This is a genomic window from Nocardioides pini, assembly GCF_026712185.1.
Lineage (GTDB): Bacteria > Actinomycetota > Actinomycetes > Propionibacteriales > Nocardioidaceae > Nocardioides > Nocardioides pini.
Map to the genome: position 1 here is coordinate 1016628 of NZ_JAPPUX010000001.1, position 16418 is coordinate 1033045.

At 72.9% G+C, this 16418-nt stretch carries 21 protein-coding genes; 12 read left to right on the forward strand and 9 right to left on the reverse strand.

The window, feature by feature from the left end; translation table 11 throughout:
- Positions 1 to 27: 27 nt before the first annotated feature.
- On the reverse strand, positions 28 to 630 hold the full coding sequence (locus tag NYO98_RS04915; protein ID WP_268110408.1) for a GNAT family N-acetyltransferase: 603 nt from the start codon (positions 628 to 630) through the stop codon (positions 28 to 30).
- A gap of 47 nt (positions 631 to 677) precedes the next feature.
- Here NYO98_RS04915 and NYO98_RS04920 point away from each other — a divergent pair, with 47 nt between their 5' ends.
- The gene (locus NYO98_RS04920) at positions 678 to 1388 is read left to right on the forward strand and encodes an aspartate/glutamate racemase family protein (protein ID WP_326494415.1); all 711 of its coding nucleotides are present in this window, start codon (positions 678 to 680) and stop codon (positions 1386 to 1388) included.
- Here the strand turns inward: NYO98_RS04920 and NYO98_RS04925 are convergent.
- Positions 1381 to 2262, reverse strand: a complete 882-nt coding sequence (locus NYO98_RS04925; RefSeq protein WP_268110409.1) for a phosphotransferase family protein — start codon at positions 2260 to 2262, stop codon at positions 1381 to 1383. The genes NYO98_RS04920 and NYO98_RS04925 overlap by 8 nt on opposite strands.
- Before the next feature lie 30 nt (positions 2263 to 2292).
- Complete coding sequence (locus tag NYO98_RS04930; protein ID WP_268110410.1) at positions 2293 to 3333, reverse strand: 1-aminocyclopropane-1-carboxylate deaminase; 1041 nt, start codon at positions 3331 to 3333, stop codon at positions 2293 to 2295.
- Between the two features lie 113 nt (positions 3334 to 3446).
- Here NYO98_RS04930 and NYO98_RS04935 point away from each other — a divergent pair, with 113 nt between their 5' ends.
- From NYO98_RS04935 to NYO98_RS04945, 3 genes are read left to right on the forward strand one after another with little or no spacing between them, the layout of a single operon-like run.
- Complete coding sequence (locus tag NYO98_RS04935) at positions 3447 to 4385, forward strand: cation diffusion facilitator family transporter (RefSeq protein ID WP_268110411.1); 939 nt, start codon at positions 3447 to 3449, stop codon at positions 4383 to 4385.
- A gap of 14 nt (positions 4386 to 4399) precedes the next feature.
- A complete protein-coding gene (locus NYO98_RS04940; RefSeq protein ID WP_268110412.1) occupies positions 4400 to 5422 on the forward strand; it encodes an LLM class flavin-dependent oxidoreductase in 1023 nt (340 codons plus the stop codon).
- Between the two features lie 47 nt (positions 5423 to 5469).
- Positions 5470 to 6120, forward strand: coding sequence for an NAD(P)-dependent oxidoreductase (locus tag NYO98_RS04945; RefSeq protein WP_268110413.1), 651 nt, complete (start codon positions 5470 to 5472; stop codon positions 6118 to 6120).
- On the opposite strand, the gene NYO98_RS04950 is transcribed toward NYO98_RS04945, so the two are convergent.
- Positions 6121 to 7107, reverse strand: coding sequence for an LLM class F420-dependent oxidoreductase (locus NYO98_RS04950; RefSeq protein WP_268110414.1), 987 nt, complete (start codon positions 7105 to 7107; stop codon positions 6121 to 6123). It abuts the gene before it with no gap.
- Positions 7108 to 7190: 83 nt separating this feature from the next.
- On the opposite strand from NYO98_RS04950, the gene NYO98_RS04955 reads away from it, so the two are divergent.
- Both NYO98_RS04955 and NYO98_RS04960 read left to right on the forward strand, forming a co-directional pair.
- Positions 7191 to 7400, forward strand: a complete 210-nt coding sequence (locus tag NYO98_RS04955) for a hypothetical protein (protein WP_268110415.1) — start codon at positions 7191 to 7193, stop codon at positions 7398 to 7400.
- A 55-nt stretch (positions 7401 to 7455) separates the two neighbouring features.
- A complete protein-coding gene (locus tag NYO98_RS04960; protein ID WP_268110416.1) occupies positions 7456 to 8130 on the forward strand; it encodes an SDR family oxidoreductase in 675 nt (224 codons plus the stop codon).
- A gap of 10 nt (positions 8131 to 8140) precedes the next feature.
- Here the strand turns inward: NYO98_RS04960 and NYO98_RS04965 are convergent, their stop codons facing one another.
- The 5 genes from NYO98_RS04965 to paaZ all read right to left on the reverse strand — a co-directional run bounded on the left by NYO98_RS04965 (position 8141) and on the right by paaZ (position 11915).
- Positions 8141 to 8458 carry a hypothetical protein gene (locus NYO98_RS04965; protein ID WP_268110417.1) on the reverse strand — a complete coding sequence of 106 codons (318 nt, stop codon included), beginning with the start codon at positions 8456 to 8458 and terminating at the stop codon, positions 8141 to 8143.
- A gap of 56 nt (positions 8459 to 8514) precedes the next feature.
- Positions 8515 to 9150: a DUF305 domain-containing protein gene (locus NYO98_RS04970; protein WP_268110418.1), complete on the reverse strand. Its 636-nt coding sequence runs from the start codon at positions 9148 to 9150 to the stop codon at positions 8515 to 8517.
- Positions 9151 to 9245: 95 nt separating this feature from the next.
- The gene (locus tag NYO98_RS04975; protein WP_268110419.1) at positions 9246 to 9464 is read right to left on the reverse strand and encodes a PLDc N-terminal domain-containing protein; all 219 of its coding nucleotides are present in this window, start codon (positions 9462 to 9464) and stop codon (positions 9246 to 9248) included.
- A gap of 32 nt (positions 9465 to 9496) precedes the next feature.
- Positions 9497 to 9793 carry a hypothetical protein gene (locus NYO98_RS04980; protein WP_268110420.1) on the reverse strand — a complete coding sequence of 99 codons (297 nt, stop codon included), beginning with the start codon at positions 9791 to 9793 and terminating at the stop codon, positions 9497 to 9499.
- A 91-nt stretch (positions 9794 to 9884) separates the two neighbouring features.
- Positions 9885 to 11915, reverse strand: coding sequence for a phenylacetic acid degradation bifunctional protein PaaZ (gene paaZ, locus NYO98_RS04985; protein WP_268110421.1), 2031 nt, complete (start codon positions 11913 to 11915; stop codon positions 9885 to 9887).
- A 143-nt stretch (positions 11916 to 12058) separates the two neighbouring features.
- On the opposite strand from paaZ, the gene paaA reads away from it, so the two are divergent.
- The 6 genes from paaA (at position 12059) to paaI (ending at position 16417) form a co-directional block, all read left to right on the forward strand.
- Positions 12059 to 13006 carry a 1,2-phenylacetyl-CoA epoxidase subunit PaaA gene (gene paaA / locus NYO98_RS04990; protein ID WP_268110422.1) on the forward strand — a complete coding sequence of 316 codons (948 nt, stop codon included), beginning with the start codon at positions 12059 to 12061 and terminating at the stop codon, positions 13004 to 13006.
- Complete coding sequence (gene paaB, locus NYO98_RS04995; RefSeq protein WP_456094052.1) at positions 13003 to 13365, forward strand: 1,2-phenylacetyl-CoA epoxidase subunit PaaB; 363 nt, start codon at positions 13003 to 13005, stop codon at positions 13363 to 13365. The genes paaA and paaB overlap by 4 nt, the downstream gene beginning before the upstream one ends.
- A gap of 74 nt (positions 13366 to 13439) precedes the next feature.
- Positions 13440 to 14378, forward strand: a complete 939-nt coding sequence (gene paaC / locus NYO98_RS05000) for a 1,2-phenylacetyl-CoA epoxidase subunit PaaC (protein ID WP_268110423.1) — start codon at positions 13440 to 13442, stop codon at positions 14376 to 14378.
- Positions 14379 to 14383: 5 nt separating this feature from the next.
- Positions 14384 to 14932 (forward strand): 1,2-phenylacetyl-CoA epoxidase subunit PaaD, encoded by a 549-nt coding sequence (paaD, locus tag NYO98_RS05005; RefSeq protein ID WP_407673846.1) that lies wholly within the window; start codon positions 14384 to 14386, stop codon positions 14930 to 14932.
- 2 nt (positions 14933 to 14934) lie between these two features.
- The gene (paaE, locus tag NYO98_RS05010; RefSeq protein WP_268110424.1) at positions 14935 to 16002 is read left to right on the forward strand and encodes a 1,2-phenylacetyl-CoA epoxidase subunit PaaE; all 1068 of its coding nucleotides are present in this window, start codon (positions 14935 to 14937) and stop codon (positions 16000 to 16002) included.
- Positions 15995 to 16417 (forward strand): hydroxyphenylacetyl-CoA thioesterase PaaI, encoded by a 423-nt coding sequence (paaI, locus tag NYO98_RS05015; RefSeq protein WP_268110425.1) that lies wholly within the window; start codon positions 15995 to 15997, stop codon positions 16415 to 16417. The genes paaE and paaI overlap by 8 nt, the downstream gene beginning before the upstream one ends.
- Position 16418: the final 1 nt, after the last annotated feature.

Here is a 16418-nt window from a genome sequence, read left to right on the forward strand (position 1 = left end):
GTCGGGGCGACGGCGTGGCGGCCCCGATCAGGTCGGGCGGCGCATGACCACGCGCGGGAACCCCGCGGAGGTGGCCTCGGTGCGCGCGGCGAGGGCGAAGCCGGCGTCCTCGAAGAGCTTGCGGGTGCCGACGTAGGCCATCGTCAGGTCCACCTTCTCACCGCGGTTGTCGACCGGGTAGCCCTCGACGACCGGGGCGCCGTGCTGGACGGCGTACGCCACCGCGCCCTCGAGGAGCACGTGGGAGATCCCGCGGCCCCGGTGCCCGGGGCGGACCCGGATGCACCACGCCGACCACACGGGCTGGTCGTCGACGTGCGGGATCTTCGTCGAGCGGGCGAACGGCAGGTCCGCGCGCGGGGCGACGGCCGCCCAGCCGACGACCTCGTCGCCGTCGTAGGCGAGCACGCCCGGCTTGGTGCGCCTGCGGGTCAGCCCCTCGACGTAGGCCGCGCGGTCGGGTCCGGCCAGCTCGCGGTTGTCCTTCGCAGGGATGCGGTGGCTCAGGCACCAGCACACGTTCGAGGCCGGGTTCTTCGGGCCGACCATCGTGCGGACGTCGTCGAAGCGCGCGTGCGTCGCCGGGTGGACGACGAAGCCGCCGGTCCTCACCAAGGGAGTGCTGGCCATGGCGCCACGCTAGTCGCGTCGCTGGGCGCAGCCGGTTGAATGGGGGGATGGACGCGGCTGCACCGACGATGCGCAAGATCGGCCTGCTGGGCGGGATGAGCTGGGAGAGCTCCGCGCTCTACTACGAGATCCTCAACGAGGCGGTGCGCGACCGCCTCGGCGGCTACCACTCGGCGCGGGTGCTGATGTCCTCCGTCGACTTCGCCGAGGTCGAGGCCATGCAGGCGGCGGGGGAGTGGGACGACGCCGGCCGGCTGCTCGCCGCCGAGGCGGCCGCGCTCGAGAAGGCGGGCGCCGAGTGCGTCGTCCTCTGCACCAACACGATGCACAAGGTCGCGGACGCGATCGAGGCGGTGATCGGCGTGCCGCTGGTCCACATCGCCGACGTGACCGCGGCAGCCGTCCGCGACGCCGGGCTCTCGCGGGTCGCGCTCCTCGGCACCCGGTTCACCATGGAGCAGCCCTTCCTGCGCGACCGGCTCGCCACCCACGGCGTCGAGGTCCTGGTCCCGCCGAGCGAGGACCGCGAGCTCGTGCACGAGGTGATCTACGGCGAGCTCGTCCACGGTGTCGTGCGCGACGAGTCGCGGGCGGCGTACGTCGACGTGGTGCAGCGGCTGGTCGCCGACGGCGCCGAGGGGGTGGTCCTCGGCTGCACCGAGATCGAGCTGCTCCTGGGGCCCGACGACCTCGAGGTGCCCGTCTTCGCGACCACCCGCCTCCACGCGCTGGCGGCGGTCGACTTCGCCCTCAGCTGAGCGCCGGGTCCCGCATCACCAGGTCGAGCCAGTCGTCGAGCCGGGCGAGCAGGTCGGAGCGGCCGAACAGCGGTCGCTTCCCGGGCGGCGGCAGGTAGCCCACGGCGTCCATGACGAGCCAGTGTCCCTCGACCGCGCGCCCGGCGGCCGTGGCGTAGCGCCGGAGGAAGTCCTGCGCCGCATCGGTGCCGTGGGCCAGGGCGAGGTTGGACGCCCCGTGGGCCGCGTCGAGCCAGGCCGGTCCGGTCGAGGTCTCCACCCAGTCGACCACCCCGGTCACCGCGTCGCCCGCCCACAGCAGGTTGCGGTGGCTGAAGTCGCGGTGCAGGAACGTCGGCTCGTAGGCCGGTGCCGGGCCCGCCAGCACCTCGAACGCCCGCTGCCACGAGCCCGGGTGCCGGGACCACGACGGCACCACCCACTTCGCCTCCCACGCCCACGACTGGAAGGTGCGGAAGGGCTGTGCCGGCTGCTGGGCGTGGATCGCCGCCAGCAGGTCGGCCATCGCCTGACTCCGGGCGCCGCCGGGCTCCTCGTCCTCATCGAGCGGTGCGCCGGGGAGCCGGGACATCAGGTGCGCCGCCACGCCTGCGACCGTCCCGTCGGCGTCGAGCGCGAGGCTGGTCGGGGCCGGGACCGACGTGCCCGCCATCGCGACCTGCGCGTCACGCTCGCGGCTGACCAGCTCCGCGCCGTGGGTGCGCCACGGCTCTGCAGTCATCAACCGCAGCACCGAGTCGGCGCCGTCGTCGTGCCGCAGCGCGAGCATCGTCGACGTCAGGCCGCCGGGGAGTGCGTCGTACGACACGACCGGTGAGCCGAGCGCGGATCCCGCCCAGGCGAGGGCTGCTGCGATGTCGACGTCGTCCTGCACGCCGCGACGCTAGCGGGCCGTCGGCTGCCGTCAGCCCTCGGCCGGCCAGAGCGAGTGGTAGGCGTTGATCGCCGGCTGCCCGCCGAGGTGGGCGTAGAGCACGTGCGAGTCGGCCGGGATGTCGCGCGAGGTGACCAGGTCGATCAGCCCGGCGAGCGACTTCCCCTCGTAGACCGGGTCGGTGATCATCGCCTCGAGCTGAGCGCCGAGCGCCATCGCCTCCATGGTCGAGTCGACCGGCAGGCCGTAGAGCTCACCCGCCCAGCCCTCGAGGACGGTGATCTCGTCGTCGCGCAGGTCGCGGCCCAGCTCGACCAGCTCCGCGGTGTGCCGGGCGATGCGCGCCACCTGGGCGCGGGTCGTGTCGAGCGTCGCACTGGCGTCGATGCCGAGGACGCGACGACGTACGCCGGTGAGGTCCTCGAGCGCCGCGAAGCCGGCGATCATCCCGGCGTGGGTGGAGCCGGTGACCGTGCAGACCACGATGGTGTCGAACGTGACGCCGAGCGCCTTCTCCTGCTCGGCCACCTCGAAGGCCCAGTTGGCGAAGCCGAGGCCGCCGAGGCGGTGCTCGCTCGCGCCCGCCGGGATGGCGTACGGCGTCCCGCCGGCCTCCTCGACCTCGCGGAGCGCGTCCTTCCACGAGTCGCGGATGCCGATGTCGAAGCCGGCCGGGTCGAGGCGCGAGTCGGCTCCCATCATCCGGCTGAGCAGGATGTTGCCGACCTGGGTGTTGGTCGGGTCGTCCCAGGGCACCCACTTCTCCTGCACGAGGCGGCACTTCAGCCCGAGGTGGGCGGCGACGGCGGCGACCTGCCGGGTGTGGTTGGACTGGTAGCCGCCGATCGAGACGAGCGTGTCGGCGCCGCTGGCCAGCACGTCGGGGACGATGTACTCGAGCTTGCGGACCTTGTTGCCGCCGAAGGCGAGGCCGCTGTTGACGTCCTCGCGCTTGGCCCAGACCTGCGCACCTCCTCCCCGCGCGGCGAGGTGCTGGGTGAGCCGCTCCAGGTGATGGACGGGGGAGGGGCCGAAGGTCAGCGGGTGGCGGGGGAACTGGTCGAGGATCACGGGGTCTCCTGGCGATCGGGCGGGGCGCAATATATTGCACATCGCCAGCGCTCGGCCGTCAAGGGAGGCGGGCGGGGCTGACGGTGGGGCTCCGCGTCGGGCAGGGTGGCCGGGTGCTCACCGTCATCGTCGCGCTCACCGCCAACACGGTCCTGGCGATCCTGAAGAGCATCGTCGCTGTCGTCACCGGCTCGGCGTCGATGGTCGCCGAGGCCGCGCACTCGTGGGCCGACGCGGGCAACGAGGTCTTCCTCGTCGTGGCCGAGCGGCGGTCGGAGAAGCCGGCCGACGAGGGCCACCCGCTCGGCTACGGCCGCGAGGCCTACGTGTGGTCGATGATCGCGGCCTTCGGGCTGTTCGGCGTCGGTGCGGCGGTGTCGGTCATCCACGGGGTCCAGTCGCTGGGCGCCGAGGAGGAGGACGTGCAGTACCTCTGGGCCTACGTCGTCCTGGGAGCGGCCTTCGTCCTCGAGGGGATCTCGTTCCTGCAGGCCTCGCGCGAGCTGCGCCGCGGTGCGCGGTCTGCCGACGTGAGCCGGGTCAGGTTCCTCGACCAGACGTCCGACCCGACGCTGCGCGCGGTCTACCTCGAGGACACCGCCGCGCTGCTCGGCATCATCATCGCCGTCACGGGCCTCGGGCTGCACCAGGCGACCGGCGACCCGGTGTGGGACGCGATCGGGTCGATCCTCGTCGGCCTGCTGCTCGGCTGGGTGGCGGTCTACCTGCTGCGGCGCAACATGGTCTTCCTCGTCGGCCAGGTCGCCGACCCCCGCATCTACGACACCGTGCTGGGTTGGCTCCGCGAGCGGCCGGAGGTGCAGACCGTCAACACCCTGCACCTGCAGTACGTCGGCCCGGAGCGGCTGTTCCTCGTCGGGTCGGTCGACCTCGTGGGCGACGACCCCGAGAGCGAGGCCGCGGAGGAGCTGCAACGCCTCGAGGACCACCTCGAGGAACGGCCCGAGATCGCCCGGGCCGTCCTCTCCCTGGCCGCGCCGGGGCGCCCGCCGAGCGTCGGGCACGTCTACGGGAACAACGACGATGATTGAGCGTTGAACCAGTCATGAAGAAGATCGGGTTCCTGAACTTCGGCCACTGGACCGACTCGCCGCAGTCGGCGGTGCGCTCGGCGTCCGACACGCTCCTGCAGTCGATCGACCTCGCCGTCGCGGCCGAGGAGCTCGGTGCGGACGGTGCGTACTTCCGCGTGCACCACTTCGCCCGCCAGCTCGCGTCCCCCTTCCCGCTGCTGGCCGCCGTCGGCGCGCGCACCAGCCGGATCGAGATCGGCACCGGCGTGATCGACATGCGCTACGAGAACCCGCTCTACATGGCCGAGGACGCGGGGTCGGCCGACCTCATCGCCGGCGGCCGGCTGCAGCTCGGCATCAGCCGGGGGTCACCGGAGCAGGTGATCGACGGCTGGCGCTACTTCGGCTACGCACCCGCCGAGGGCGAGGACCAGGCCGACATGGCCCGGCGCCACACCGAGGTGCTCCTGCAGGTGCTGCAGGGGGAGGGGTTCGCGCAGCCGAACCCGCGCCCGATGTTCCCGAACCCGCCCGGCCTGCTGCGCGTCGAGCCCCACTCCGAGGGCCTCCGCGACCGCATCTGGTGGGGCGCCGCGTCCGACGCCACCGCCCGGTGGGCGGCCGAGAAGGGCATGCACCTGATGAGCTCCACGCTCAAGGCCGACGAGACGGGCGAGCCCTTCCACGTCCAGCAGCGCAAGCAGATCGAGGTCTTCCGCGACGCCTGGCGCGAGGCCGGCCACGAGGGTGAGCCCCGCGTGTCGGTGAGCCGCTCGATCATGCCGATCACCACCGACCTCGACCGGATGTACTTCGGGCACGAGGGCACGAGCTCCGACCAGTTCGGGCAGATCGAGGCCAACCTGCGTGCGGTCTTCGGCAAGACGTACGCCGCCGAGCCCGACGTGCTCGTCAAGGAGCTCGCCGAGGACGAGGCCGTCGCCGCGGCCGACACCCTGCTGCTGACGGTGCCCAACCAGCTCGGCGTCGACTACAACGCCCACGTCCTCGAGACGGTGCTCACCGAGGTGGCGCCCGACCTCGGCTGGCGCTGACCGAGCAGCACCCGACCCCACTCCCACGCTCACGAAGGAGCACTCAGATGGCACGCATCACCGTCCTGGGAGGCACCGGCTATGCCGGCGCCGCCGTCGTCGCCGAGGCCCGCAAGCGCGGTCACGAGGTGACCTCCCTCAGCCGCTCGGCGCCGGAGTCGCCGGTCGACGGCGTCGACTACGTCGAGGGCTCGGCGCTCGACCCCGAGGCCCTCGACCGCGTCCTCGACGGCCGCGACGTCGTGCTCAGTGCGCTCTCGCCGCGCGGTGACATGGCCGGGAGGCTCGAGGGCGTCGTGACGGACCTGGTGTCCCGTCTCGCGGGCACGCCCACGCGGCTCGGCTACGTCGGCGGCGCGTCCTCCCTCCTCACCGAGGAGGGCGGTCCGCGCCTGTGGGACGTCTCGAAGGACCACGTCCCGGACGAGGTGCGCCCCGAGGTCGCGACGGGCCTGAACGCCCTGACGCTGCTCGAGGAGAGCCCGGCGTCGCTCGACTGGTTCTACGTCAGCCCGCCCGAGGAGTTCGGCTCGTGGCTCGGCACGCCGTCGACGGGTCGCTACACGCTGGGTGGCGACGTGCTGCTCCGCAACGCGGACGGCACGTCGACGATCTCGGCCGACGACCTCGCCCTGGCGATCGTCGACGAGCTCGAGACGCCGGCCCACCACCGCCGGCGCTTCACGGCGATCGCCTGATCAGGGCGCGGCGGCTCGCAGCTTCTCCAGCAGCGGGCCGGCCGCCTCACTGAGGAACCGGTCCTGCCCCTCGTCGCCGACCTGCACGAGCGCGACGTCGGTGAAGCCGGCCTCCCAGTGGGCGGACACGGCCTCCACGATCTTGTCGAGGTCGGGCCCGCAGGGGATCGACTCCGCGACGTCCTCCGGGCGGACGTACGTCGTGGCGCCCGAGAAGCCGGCCGGGGTGGGCAGGTCGGCGTTGACCGACCAGCCGCCGCCGAACCAGCGGAACTGCTCGTGCGCCCGCGTGACGGCGGTGTCCTCGTCGGGGTCCCAGCAGACCGGGATCTGCCCGACCGCGCGGGCGTCGCGGCCGATGCGCGGGGCGCCCTCGACCGCGTTCCACGACTCGACGATCTCGGCCTTCGGCTCGACGGCCACGAGGTGGTCGCTCAGCGGCGCGAACCGCTCGATCGCGCGGTCTCCGGCGACCGCGACCCCGATGTCGACGCCCTCGTCGGGCAGGTCCCAGATGCGGGCCGAGTCGACCTGGAAGAAGTCGCCACGGTGGTCGACGAGGTCGCCAGTGTGGAGGGCCCGGATCACCTCGATCGCCTCGGCGAGCATGTCCTGTCGCTCGGCGAGCGCCGGCCACCCCTCGCCGACGACGTGCTCGTTGAGGTTCTCGCCGCTGCCCAGGCCGAGGGTGAACCGGCCCTCCGCGAGGATCTGGAGCGTCGCGGACTTCTGGGCGACGACCGCCGGGTGGTAGCGCAGCGTCGGGCACGTCACGTAGGTCATCAGGCCCACCCGCTCGGTCGCCTGCGCCACGGCCCCCAGGGTCGTCCAGGCGTACGGCGCGTGCCCCTGCTCGGTGAGCCACGGGGAGAAGTGGTCGCTCATCACCTCGAAGTCGAAACCGGCCCGCTCGGCGGCGACGGCGTACGACACCAGCTCCCGCGGTCCGCTCTGCTCGGTCATCAGGGTGTATCCGAAGCGCGTCATCCTGCGACCGTAGCCAGCCGTCCGGACGCACCCACCACCCGTTGAGGTGAGCAGCCTCAGGTGTGCGGTGCTTGTGTGGGGCCATGGACACCACAGACGGACAGGGCAAGACCGATCAGGACGGCCAGCAGGGCCAGGTCTCCGAGATGGCGGCGGACGCCCCGGAGCCGATCAGCTCGGGCGACTCGGTGGCGGGCCAGCCCGACCCGCACCCGGGTGAGGTCGACGAAGGCGCCCAGGGGCCGAACGCGATCCCGGACGACCCCACCGGCGAGCACCCCCACGAGCCGTGAGCCGCGAGGAGGCCACCACCTGACCGCGCACGCCCGGCTCCGGTAGAAACGACCCATGAGCGAGAGCAGCGGACGGGCCAGGCCAGTGATCCTCGTCGTGGGCGCCGGGCCGGGTGTGAGCGCGTCGGTCGCGCGCCGCTTCGCCGACGAGGGACACGACGTCGCGCTCCTCGGCCAGGACCAGCAGGTGCTCGACCAGCTCGCCGCCGACCTGGGCGCCCGCGGTGCCAACGTCGGCCACGCGTGCGTCGACGTCACCGACGAGCAGGCCGCGCGTGATGCCGTACGCCGCTTCGGCGAGCACACCGGTCGCATCGACGTCCTGCACTTCAACCCGAGCGCCTTCCGCGAGAAGGACCCCCTGACCCTCTCGGTGGCCGAGCTGCTCGAGGACGTGGCGCTCGGGGTGGGCGCCCTGCTGACCGTCGTGCAGGCGGCGCGGCCCTACATGTCCGCGGGCGGGCGGATCAGCGTCACCGGCAGCATGGCGGCCGACCAGCCCTGGGAGCGCGCGGCCTCGCTGGGGGTGCAGAAGGCGGGAGTGCGCAACCTCGTGCACAGCATCGACAAGACGCTGGCCGGCGACGGGATCCGCGCCGTCTCCGTCACCGTGCGGGGATCCCTGGCGCGCGAGGGCGCGTTCACCCCCGACCGGGTCGCCGACGCGATCTGGGAGGCCGTCGCGACGGACGACGCCGACTGGCGCAGCGAGGTCCCGTACGCGGGCTGAGCAGGCCGGCTCAGGCCGACGACGTCGGGCGCTGCAGGTTGAGTACGACGACCGCCACGGCGGCGAGCGGCACGACCAGGGTCCATGCGGTCGCGACGACCCCCATCGCGCTGCCCACGCAGATGAGCGTGCGTCCGACGTTGGGGTGCCGGGACGACGCGACCAGGCCGGCGAGGACCAGCGTGCCCCCGCCGACCAGCGTGCCGAACCAGAACCACAGGCCTCCGTCCCCCGACCGCACGGCCCGGACGGACTCCGCGATGCCCGCTCCGACGTAGAGCAGGCCCAGCCCGAGCGTCAGCCCGAACGTGAGGCGGGAACGGTCCATGGCCCAGCGTAGGGTCCGGCGAGGACCCCCTGCCGAGTGATCTGGACCGGTGCCGGTCAGGGCATCATCCAGCCGACGCCGAACCAGTCGCGCAGCCAGGCGCGCATCCGGAGGATCTCGGCGTGCTGGTCGTCGCGGATGTCCGCGGCCAGGACGGCGACCTCGTCGTGGTCGACCAGCCCCGACGCCAGCAGGTGCTGCGACATCATCACCGCCGCCATGTGGTGCCCGACCATGTCCTGGAGGAACGTCCGGTCGAGCCGGTCACCGGCGAGGCCGGTGAGGTCGCGCATCATCGGCTCGTAGTCGGTGTCCGTCGACTCGTCGGCGTACCACTCGCCCAGCCAGGCCTCCATCTGCGCCACCTGGGCGGACTGCGCCTGCACGATCCGCTCGCCGAAGCGGCGCATGGTCGCGCGGTCCGAGCGGCGCAGCTCGCGCGCCGCGTCGATCGCCTCGCGGTGGTGGGCGACCATCTCGGCGAGGTACTCCTGCTCGCTCGCCACGGAGACGTGGTGCCCGCCCCAGGTGCCACCCATGTGGCCGGTCGGGTGACCGGGCGTCCAGCCCGACACCTCGCCGGACATCATCGGGTGCGGCCAGTCGTCGTCGTACGCCGTCACCGCGGCACCCGCTGCCGCGCCGCCCACCAGTGCGGCCGCGACCACGGCCGCGACGATCGTGCGCCTCATGTCGATCCGCCTCCTCGACACCAGCGTGCGCCGCGGGCCCGGCGGGCGTCAGGGCACGTGGTCCCGCCAGGAGGGGGCCGAGGGTCACACGTGGGTCAGCGCTTGCGGCCGACCAGCAGGTAGGCGAGCGGGCCGACGGGCTGCACCGACAGGGCCGGCACCCACAGCAGCTTGGGCCCGCGCACGAGCTCGGCGGGGCGCTGCTTGAGGTCCTTGGCGCACCACGCGGTGACGACGACCTCCACGATCCCGGCCACGGCGACGATCTTCTTCTGCGTGGGCGTCATGTCGCCCCAGGACTTCTTCTGTGCCATGTCCGCAACCTACCGGGCGGCCGCAGGCGCGCTCAGGCGCCGCTGAGGCCGTTGAGCAGCAGCCAGAAGACGACCACGCCGGCGAAGGCGGCCAACAGGCCCCACCACGCCCCGGTCATCGCCCGCCGCCCGGCCGGGGCGCCCTCGCGCGCCAGTCCGGGCAGCGCCACCGTGATCGCCGTACCGACCGCCGCCATGCCCACGAGCTGCACCGGGACGATCCAGTTCTCGGCGCCCTCGTCGAGGACGACCGCCGTCGCGGGCAGGCTGAGCACGCCGAGGACGAGCAGGGCGACGATCCCGACGACACGCTGGGCTGATCGACTCATGGCGGCACGCTAGCGACCGGGGGAGCGGTGGCCCAGCGACCTTCCGCCCCACCGGGAGGTGGTCTGGACACCGCCCGACGGCCGGTGGTGCTCAGGCCTCCTTGGCGACCAGCGTCAGGACGTCGTACGTCGCCACCGGCTCGTCGTCCTGGTTGGTGACGAGCGCGTCCCAGCGGACCTCGCCGTAGTCGGCCGAGGAGCGTGGGGTGATCTGCTTGACCGTCAACGTCACGCGGATCGAGTCGCCGGCCTTGACGGGGGTGAGGAAGCGGAGGTGGTCGACGCCGAAGTTGGCGAGAACCGGCCCGGGGGCGGGGTCGACGAAGAGCCCGGCCGCCATCGACACGATGAGGTAGCCGTGCGCGACGATGCCGCCGAAGAGCGGGTTCTGCGCGGCCGCCTCGGGGTCGGTGTGGGCGTAGAAGGTGTCGCCCGTGAACTCCGAGAAGTGGTCGATGTCCGCGCGCGAGATCACCCGCGGCTCGGACGCGATGGTGTCGCCGACCTGCAGCGTGGCGAGCGAGTGGCGGAAGGGGTGCTCGGGCGTCTCCGTGCGCCGCGAGCCGCGGGTCCACCGGCCGGTGATCGCGGTGAGCATGTCGGGGGAGGCCTGGATCGCGGAGCGCTGCATGTGGTGGAGCACGCCGCGCACGCCGCCGAGCTCCTCGCCGCCGCCGGCGCGGCCCGGGCCGCCGTGGACGAGCATCGGCAGGGGGGAGCCGTGGCCGGTGTTCTCCGGGGCGTCGTCACGGTCGAGGACGAGGATGCGGCCGTGCCACGGCGCGAGGCCGAGCACGAGGGTGCGGGCGACGTCGGGGTCGTGGGTGATGACCGAGCCGGCCAGCGAGCCCTTGCCGCGCGCGGCCAGGGTGACGGCCTCGTCGAGGGAGTCGTACGACATCACCGTCGACACCGGGCCGAAGGCCTCGACGTCGTGCGGCTCGACGGCTCCCGGGCGGGCCCTGAGCAGGACCGGCGCCATGAACGCGCCCCGCTCGCCGTCGCCCGCGAAGCCGGTCGTGGCGGTGGGGTCGCCGAGGACGACGTCCGCCGAGGAGCGCAGGGCCTCGACGGCCTTGCGGACCTCGTCGCGCTGGCCGAGCGAGGCCAGGGGCCCCATCCGCACGGACTCGTCGTCCGGGTTGCCGACCGTGATGGTGGACAGCCGGGCGGCGATCGCGTCGGTCATCTCGTCGGCCACCGCCGACGGCACGATGACGCGGCGGATGGCGGTGCACTTCTGGCCGGCCTTGGCGGTCATCTCGGTGACGACGCCCTTCACGAACAGGTCCCACTCCGGGTCGCCGGGGGCGACGTCGGGCCCGAGCACGGAGCAGTTGAGCGAGTCGGCCTCGACCTGCAGCTGCACGCCGCCGTGCAGCACCGACGGGTGCTGCCGCAGGATGCCGGCGGTGTGCGCCGAGCCGGTGAAGGCCACCGAGTCCTGGACGCCGAGGTGGTCGAGCAGGTCGCCGGCCGAGCCGGCGAGCAGCTGGAGCGAGCCCTCGGGGAGGATCCCCGACTCGACGATGCGCCGCACCACGAGCTCGGTGAGGTAGGCCGTCTGGCTGGCGGGCTTCACGATGGTCGGGAGGCCCGCGATGAAGGCCGGCGCGAGCTTCTCGAGCATCCCCCAGACCGGGAAGTTGAAGGCGTTGATCTGCACGGCGACGCCGGGTCGCGAGGTGTAGACGTGCTGGCCGAGGAACACGCCGGTGCGGCCGAGCTGCTCGAGGTCGCCGTCGCAGACCACGTGGGCGTTCGGCAGCTCGCGACGGCCCTTGGAGGAGTAGCTGAACACCGTGCCGAACCCGCCGTCGATGTCGATCATCGAATCGCGCCGGGTCGCGCCGGTGGCGAGCGAGAGGTCGTAGAGCTCGTCCTTCAGCCCGGTGAGGTGGGTGGCCAGCTCCTTGAGGAGCAGCGCGCGCTCGTGGAAGGTCAGCTCGCGGATCGCGGGCCCCCCGACCGTCCGCGCGTGGTGGGTCATCGCGCCGAGGTCGAGGCCGGCGCTGGAGATCCGCGCGACCTCCTCGCCGGTGGCCGCGTCCAGGAGCGGGTGGCCCTCGGCGGAGGCGGCGTACCACCGTCCGGCGGCGTAGCTCTCGAGCAGTCGGGTCACGGGGGTCTCCCTCGGATCGGGGTGCGGTTCGTCGGCGCGGTCGGTGTTTGCGCGCCGGAGTGACTGGTGACACACTAATAGCAGACCGATCGGTCAGTAAATGTGGACGCAGCCCCACGTCGGCCCCCTGTGTCGGAGGACGGATGACACTCACCGAGACGCCCCCGGACCGCGAGCTCGAAGCGGGTTTCGAGGCGACGATCGCGCGCAACGACCGGATCGAGCCGCGCGACTGGATGCCCGAGGGCTACCGCCGGACGCTCGTGCGCCAGATCGCCCAGCACGCCCACAGCGAGATCATCGGAATGCAGCCCGAGGGCAGCTGGATCACGCGTGCGCCCAGCCTGCGGCGCAAGGCCATCCTCCTCGCCAAGGTGCAGGACGAGGCCGGCCACGGGCTGTACCTCTACTCCGCGGCCGAGACGCTCGGCGTCTCCCGGCTCGAGCTCACCGAGCTGCTGATCGCGGGCAAGCAGAAGTACTCCTCGATCTTCAACTACCCGACGCTGTCCTACGCCGACGTCGGCACGATCGGCTGGCTGGTCGACGGCGCCGCCATCTGCAACCAGGTGCCGCTGTGCCGCACCTCCTACGGGCCCTACGGCCGCGCGATGATCCGCGTCTGCAAGGAGGAGTCCTTCCACCAGCGCCAGGGCTACGAGCTGCTCGCGACGATGATGCGCGGCACCGACGAGCAGCGGGCGATGGTGCAGGAGTCGGTCGACCGGTTCTGGTGGCCGGCGCTGATGATGTTCGGCCCGCCCGACGACGCCTCGCCCAACACCGCCCAGTCGATGGCGTGGGGGATCAAGCGCCACACCAACGACGAGCTGCGGCAGAAGTTCGTCGACATGTCCGTCCCGCAGGCCGAGGCGCTCGGCGTCACCCTCCCCGACCCCGAGCTGCGCTGGAACGAGGAGCGCGGCCACCACGACTTCGGCCAGCCCGACTGGGAGGAGTTCATGGAGGGCGTGAAGGGCAACGGTCCCTGCAACGCCCAGCGCATGGCCCACCGCCGGCGCGCCCACGAGGACGGTGCCTGGGTCCGCGAGGCCGCCACGGCCTACGCCAGGAAACAGGTGTCGGCATGAGCGAGCTCAGCGCGGAGGGCGGACACGGCGCCGTCCCCCTGAAGGACGTGCCGACGGGCCAGGGCGTCACGCCGCCCGAGCCCGAGTGGCCGCTCTACGAGGTCTTCGTCCGCGGCAAGCGGGGCCTCAACCACGTGCACGTCGGGTCGCTGCACGCGGCCGACGACCGGATGGCCCTGCTCCACGCCCGCGACGTCTACACGCGTCGCAACGAGGGCGTGAGCATCTGGGTGGTGCGTGCCGACGCGATCACCGCCTCGAGCCCCGACGAGAAGGACCCGATGTTCGCCCCGAGCGGCGACAAGGTCTACCGCCACCCGACCTTCTACGACATCTCCGACAACGTCCCCCACATGTGACCCCACCCCACGACGTTCTCCGTCGCCCGCAGCGCTCCTCCAGGACGACGCCGCGGGGACCCCGAGAGGCTCCGATGGACTCCCAGATCGACATTCCCGCAGAGGACGAGCACGACAGCGCCTACGCCGGCCTGCTCGTCAACGACGCCCACTGGGCCTTCGGCACCGACTTCGAGGACCCGCTCGCCGGGGTCGACACGACCATCCCCGACGGCGTCGACGCGCCCACCCTGGCGGCGTACGCCCTCATGCTGGGCGACGACGCGCTCGTGATGTCCCACCGCGTCTCGGAGTGGACGAGCAACGCGCCCGACCTCGAGGACGACATCGCGCTGTCCAACATCGCGCTCGACCTGCTCGGCCAGTCCCGGCTGCTGCTCGCCCGCGCCGCCAAGGCGGACGGGTCGGTCGTGCCGGCGCTGCCGGAGGGCTCGCCGGCGCCGCCGGAGGACGCGCTCGCGTTCTTCCGCGAGGCCCACCAGCTCCGCAACGTCCGGCTCGCCGAGCTGGTCAACGGCGACTTCGCCGAGGCGGTCGTGCGGGTGCTGCTGTTCTCGGTCTGGCGGCTCGCGACCTTCGAGCGCCTGCGCGACAGCCGCGACCACGTCCTCGCCGCCGTCGCCGCCAAGGGCGTCAAGGAGCTGGCCTACCACCGCGACTACTCGGCCCGGTGGTTCGTCACCCTGGCCCAGGGCACCGACGAGTCCCGTCGCCGGCTGCTCGCCGCGCTCGAGGAGCTGTGGCCGCTGTGGCCCGAGCTGTTCGACACCCACGCCGTCGAGGCGGCCGCCGCCGCGTCGGGTGTCGGGGTCGACCCGGCCGAGGTCCGCGCGGCCGCGGAGGGCGTCCTCGACCAGGTCCTCGACGCCGCCGACGTGCCGCGTCCGGAGGCGCGGCGCCGCGCCGGCGTGCTGGGCCGCACCGGTCGCGACGGGATGCACGGCGAGCCGCTGAGCCGGATGCTCGCCGAGATGCAGTCCGTGGCCCGCGCCCACCCGATGGGCCAGTGGTGAGTGGGATGAAGCTCGATACGCCCACTCGTTCCTCGCGCGCTGCTCGATCACCGAGGCGGCAGCTGCATCGAGCCCGGACGGTCGCCGAGCGGGTCACCGACCCCGAGCTCCCCATGCTGACCCTGGCCGACCTGGGCGTGCTGCGCGACGTCGACGTGGTCGGCGACTCCCACGTGGTCGTCGACATCACCCCGACCTACTCCGGCTGCCCGGCCATGGCCGCGATGCGCGACGACCTCGTCCGCGAGCTGCAGGGTGCGGGCTTCGACCGGGTCGAGGTGCGCGTCAGCCTCGACCCGGCATGGACGACCGACTGGATCACCCCGGAGGGCCGCGCCGCGCTCGCCGCGGCCGGCATCGCCCCGCCCGGCCCGGCGCCGTCGACGTCCGGCCCGATCCCGCTGACCCTGCTGCCGACCGCACGCCAGGTGCGCTGCCCCCAGTGCGACTCGCCCGCGACCGAGCTGGTCTCGGAGTTCGGCTCGACGGCCTGCAAGGCGCAGTACCGCTGCACCTCCTGCCTCGAGCCCTTCGACCACGTGAAGGAGATCTGAGCGTGGCACCCAGCCCGACCCCGACCTTCCACCGGCTGACGGTGCGCGACGTCGAGCCCCTGACCGACGACTCCGCCGCGGTCACCTTCGACGTGCCCGACGACCTGCGCGAGCTGTTCGCCTTCGAGCCGGGGGAGTCGCTGACCCTGCGCCGCGTCGTCGACGGCGTCGAGCACCGCCGGTCCTACTCCATCTGCGCGCCGGCGGGCGGCGCGCCGCGCATCGGCGTGCGGGAGGTCCCCGGCGGGATGTTCTCCTCGTGGCTCATCCGCGAGGTCGCCCCGGGCGAGCCCGTCGAGGTGGCCCCACCCGCCGGCAGCTTCCGCGCCGACCCGGCGAGCCCGGGACGCCACCTGTGCATCGCCGCCGGCTCCGGGATCACGCCGATGATCTCGATCGCCGCCTCCGTGCTGGCCAACCCCGCCAGCACCGTCACCATGCTCTACGGCAACCGCGAGACCACCTCGGTGATGTTCGCCGAGGAGCTCAGCGACCTCAAGAACCTCCACGGGCCGCGCTTCGACCTCGTCCACGTGCTGTCCCGCGAGCCCCGCGACGTCGAGCTGTTCTCCGGGCGTCTCGACGCCGGCCGCCTCCGGCGGCTGCTGCCGCTGAAGGTGCACCTGCCCTCCCTCGACCACGTCTGGCTCTGCGGGCCCCACGGCCTCATCGAGGACGCCCGCACCGTCCTCGCCGAGCTCGGTGTGCCGAGGGAGAAGGTGCACTTCGAGCTGTTCTACGTCGACGAGCCGCCGCCGGAGCTGCACCACCCCGACCGGGTGGTCGAGGGCGTGACCAGCGACGTGACCGTCGTGCTCGACGGGCGTACGACGACCACGCCGATGCCGCGCGACGCGACGGTGCTCGACTCGGCGCAGGCCGTCCGCAGCGACCTGCCGTTCGCCTGCAAGGGCGGCGTCTGCGGCACCTGCCGGGCGAAGGTCGTCGACGGCGAGGTCGAGATGGTGCGCAACTACGCCCTCGAGCCCGAGGAGGTCGAGCAGCAGTTCGTGCTCACCTGCCAGACCTTCCCCGTCAGCGACGCCGTGACCGTGGACTTCGATGCCTGAGGCTGCACCGCCCGGCGCGTCCGCGGAGCAGGCCCGCGCCATGTGGGCCGCCGACGCCGCCAGCGCCGCGCTCGGCATGCGCCTCGTCGACCTGGGCGAGGGCGAGGCGCGCGTGTCGATGGTCGTGCGACCCGACATGGTCAACGGGCACGACCTCTGCCACGGCGGACTCGTCGCGAGCCTCGCCGACTCGGCGTTCGCGCTCGCCTGCAACTCCCGCGGACCCGTCACCGTCGCCGCCGGCTTCGAGATCGACTTCCTCGAGCCCGCCCGGCTCGGGCAGGTGCTCGACGCCCACGCGCGCGAGGTGGCGCTGCGCGGCCGCAGCGGGCTGTACGACGTCACCGTGCGGGTCGGCGAGACGGTCATCGCCGAGTTCCGGGGGAGGAGCCGGTCGCTGGGCCGGCGCGACTGAC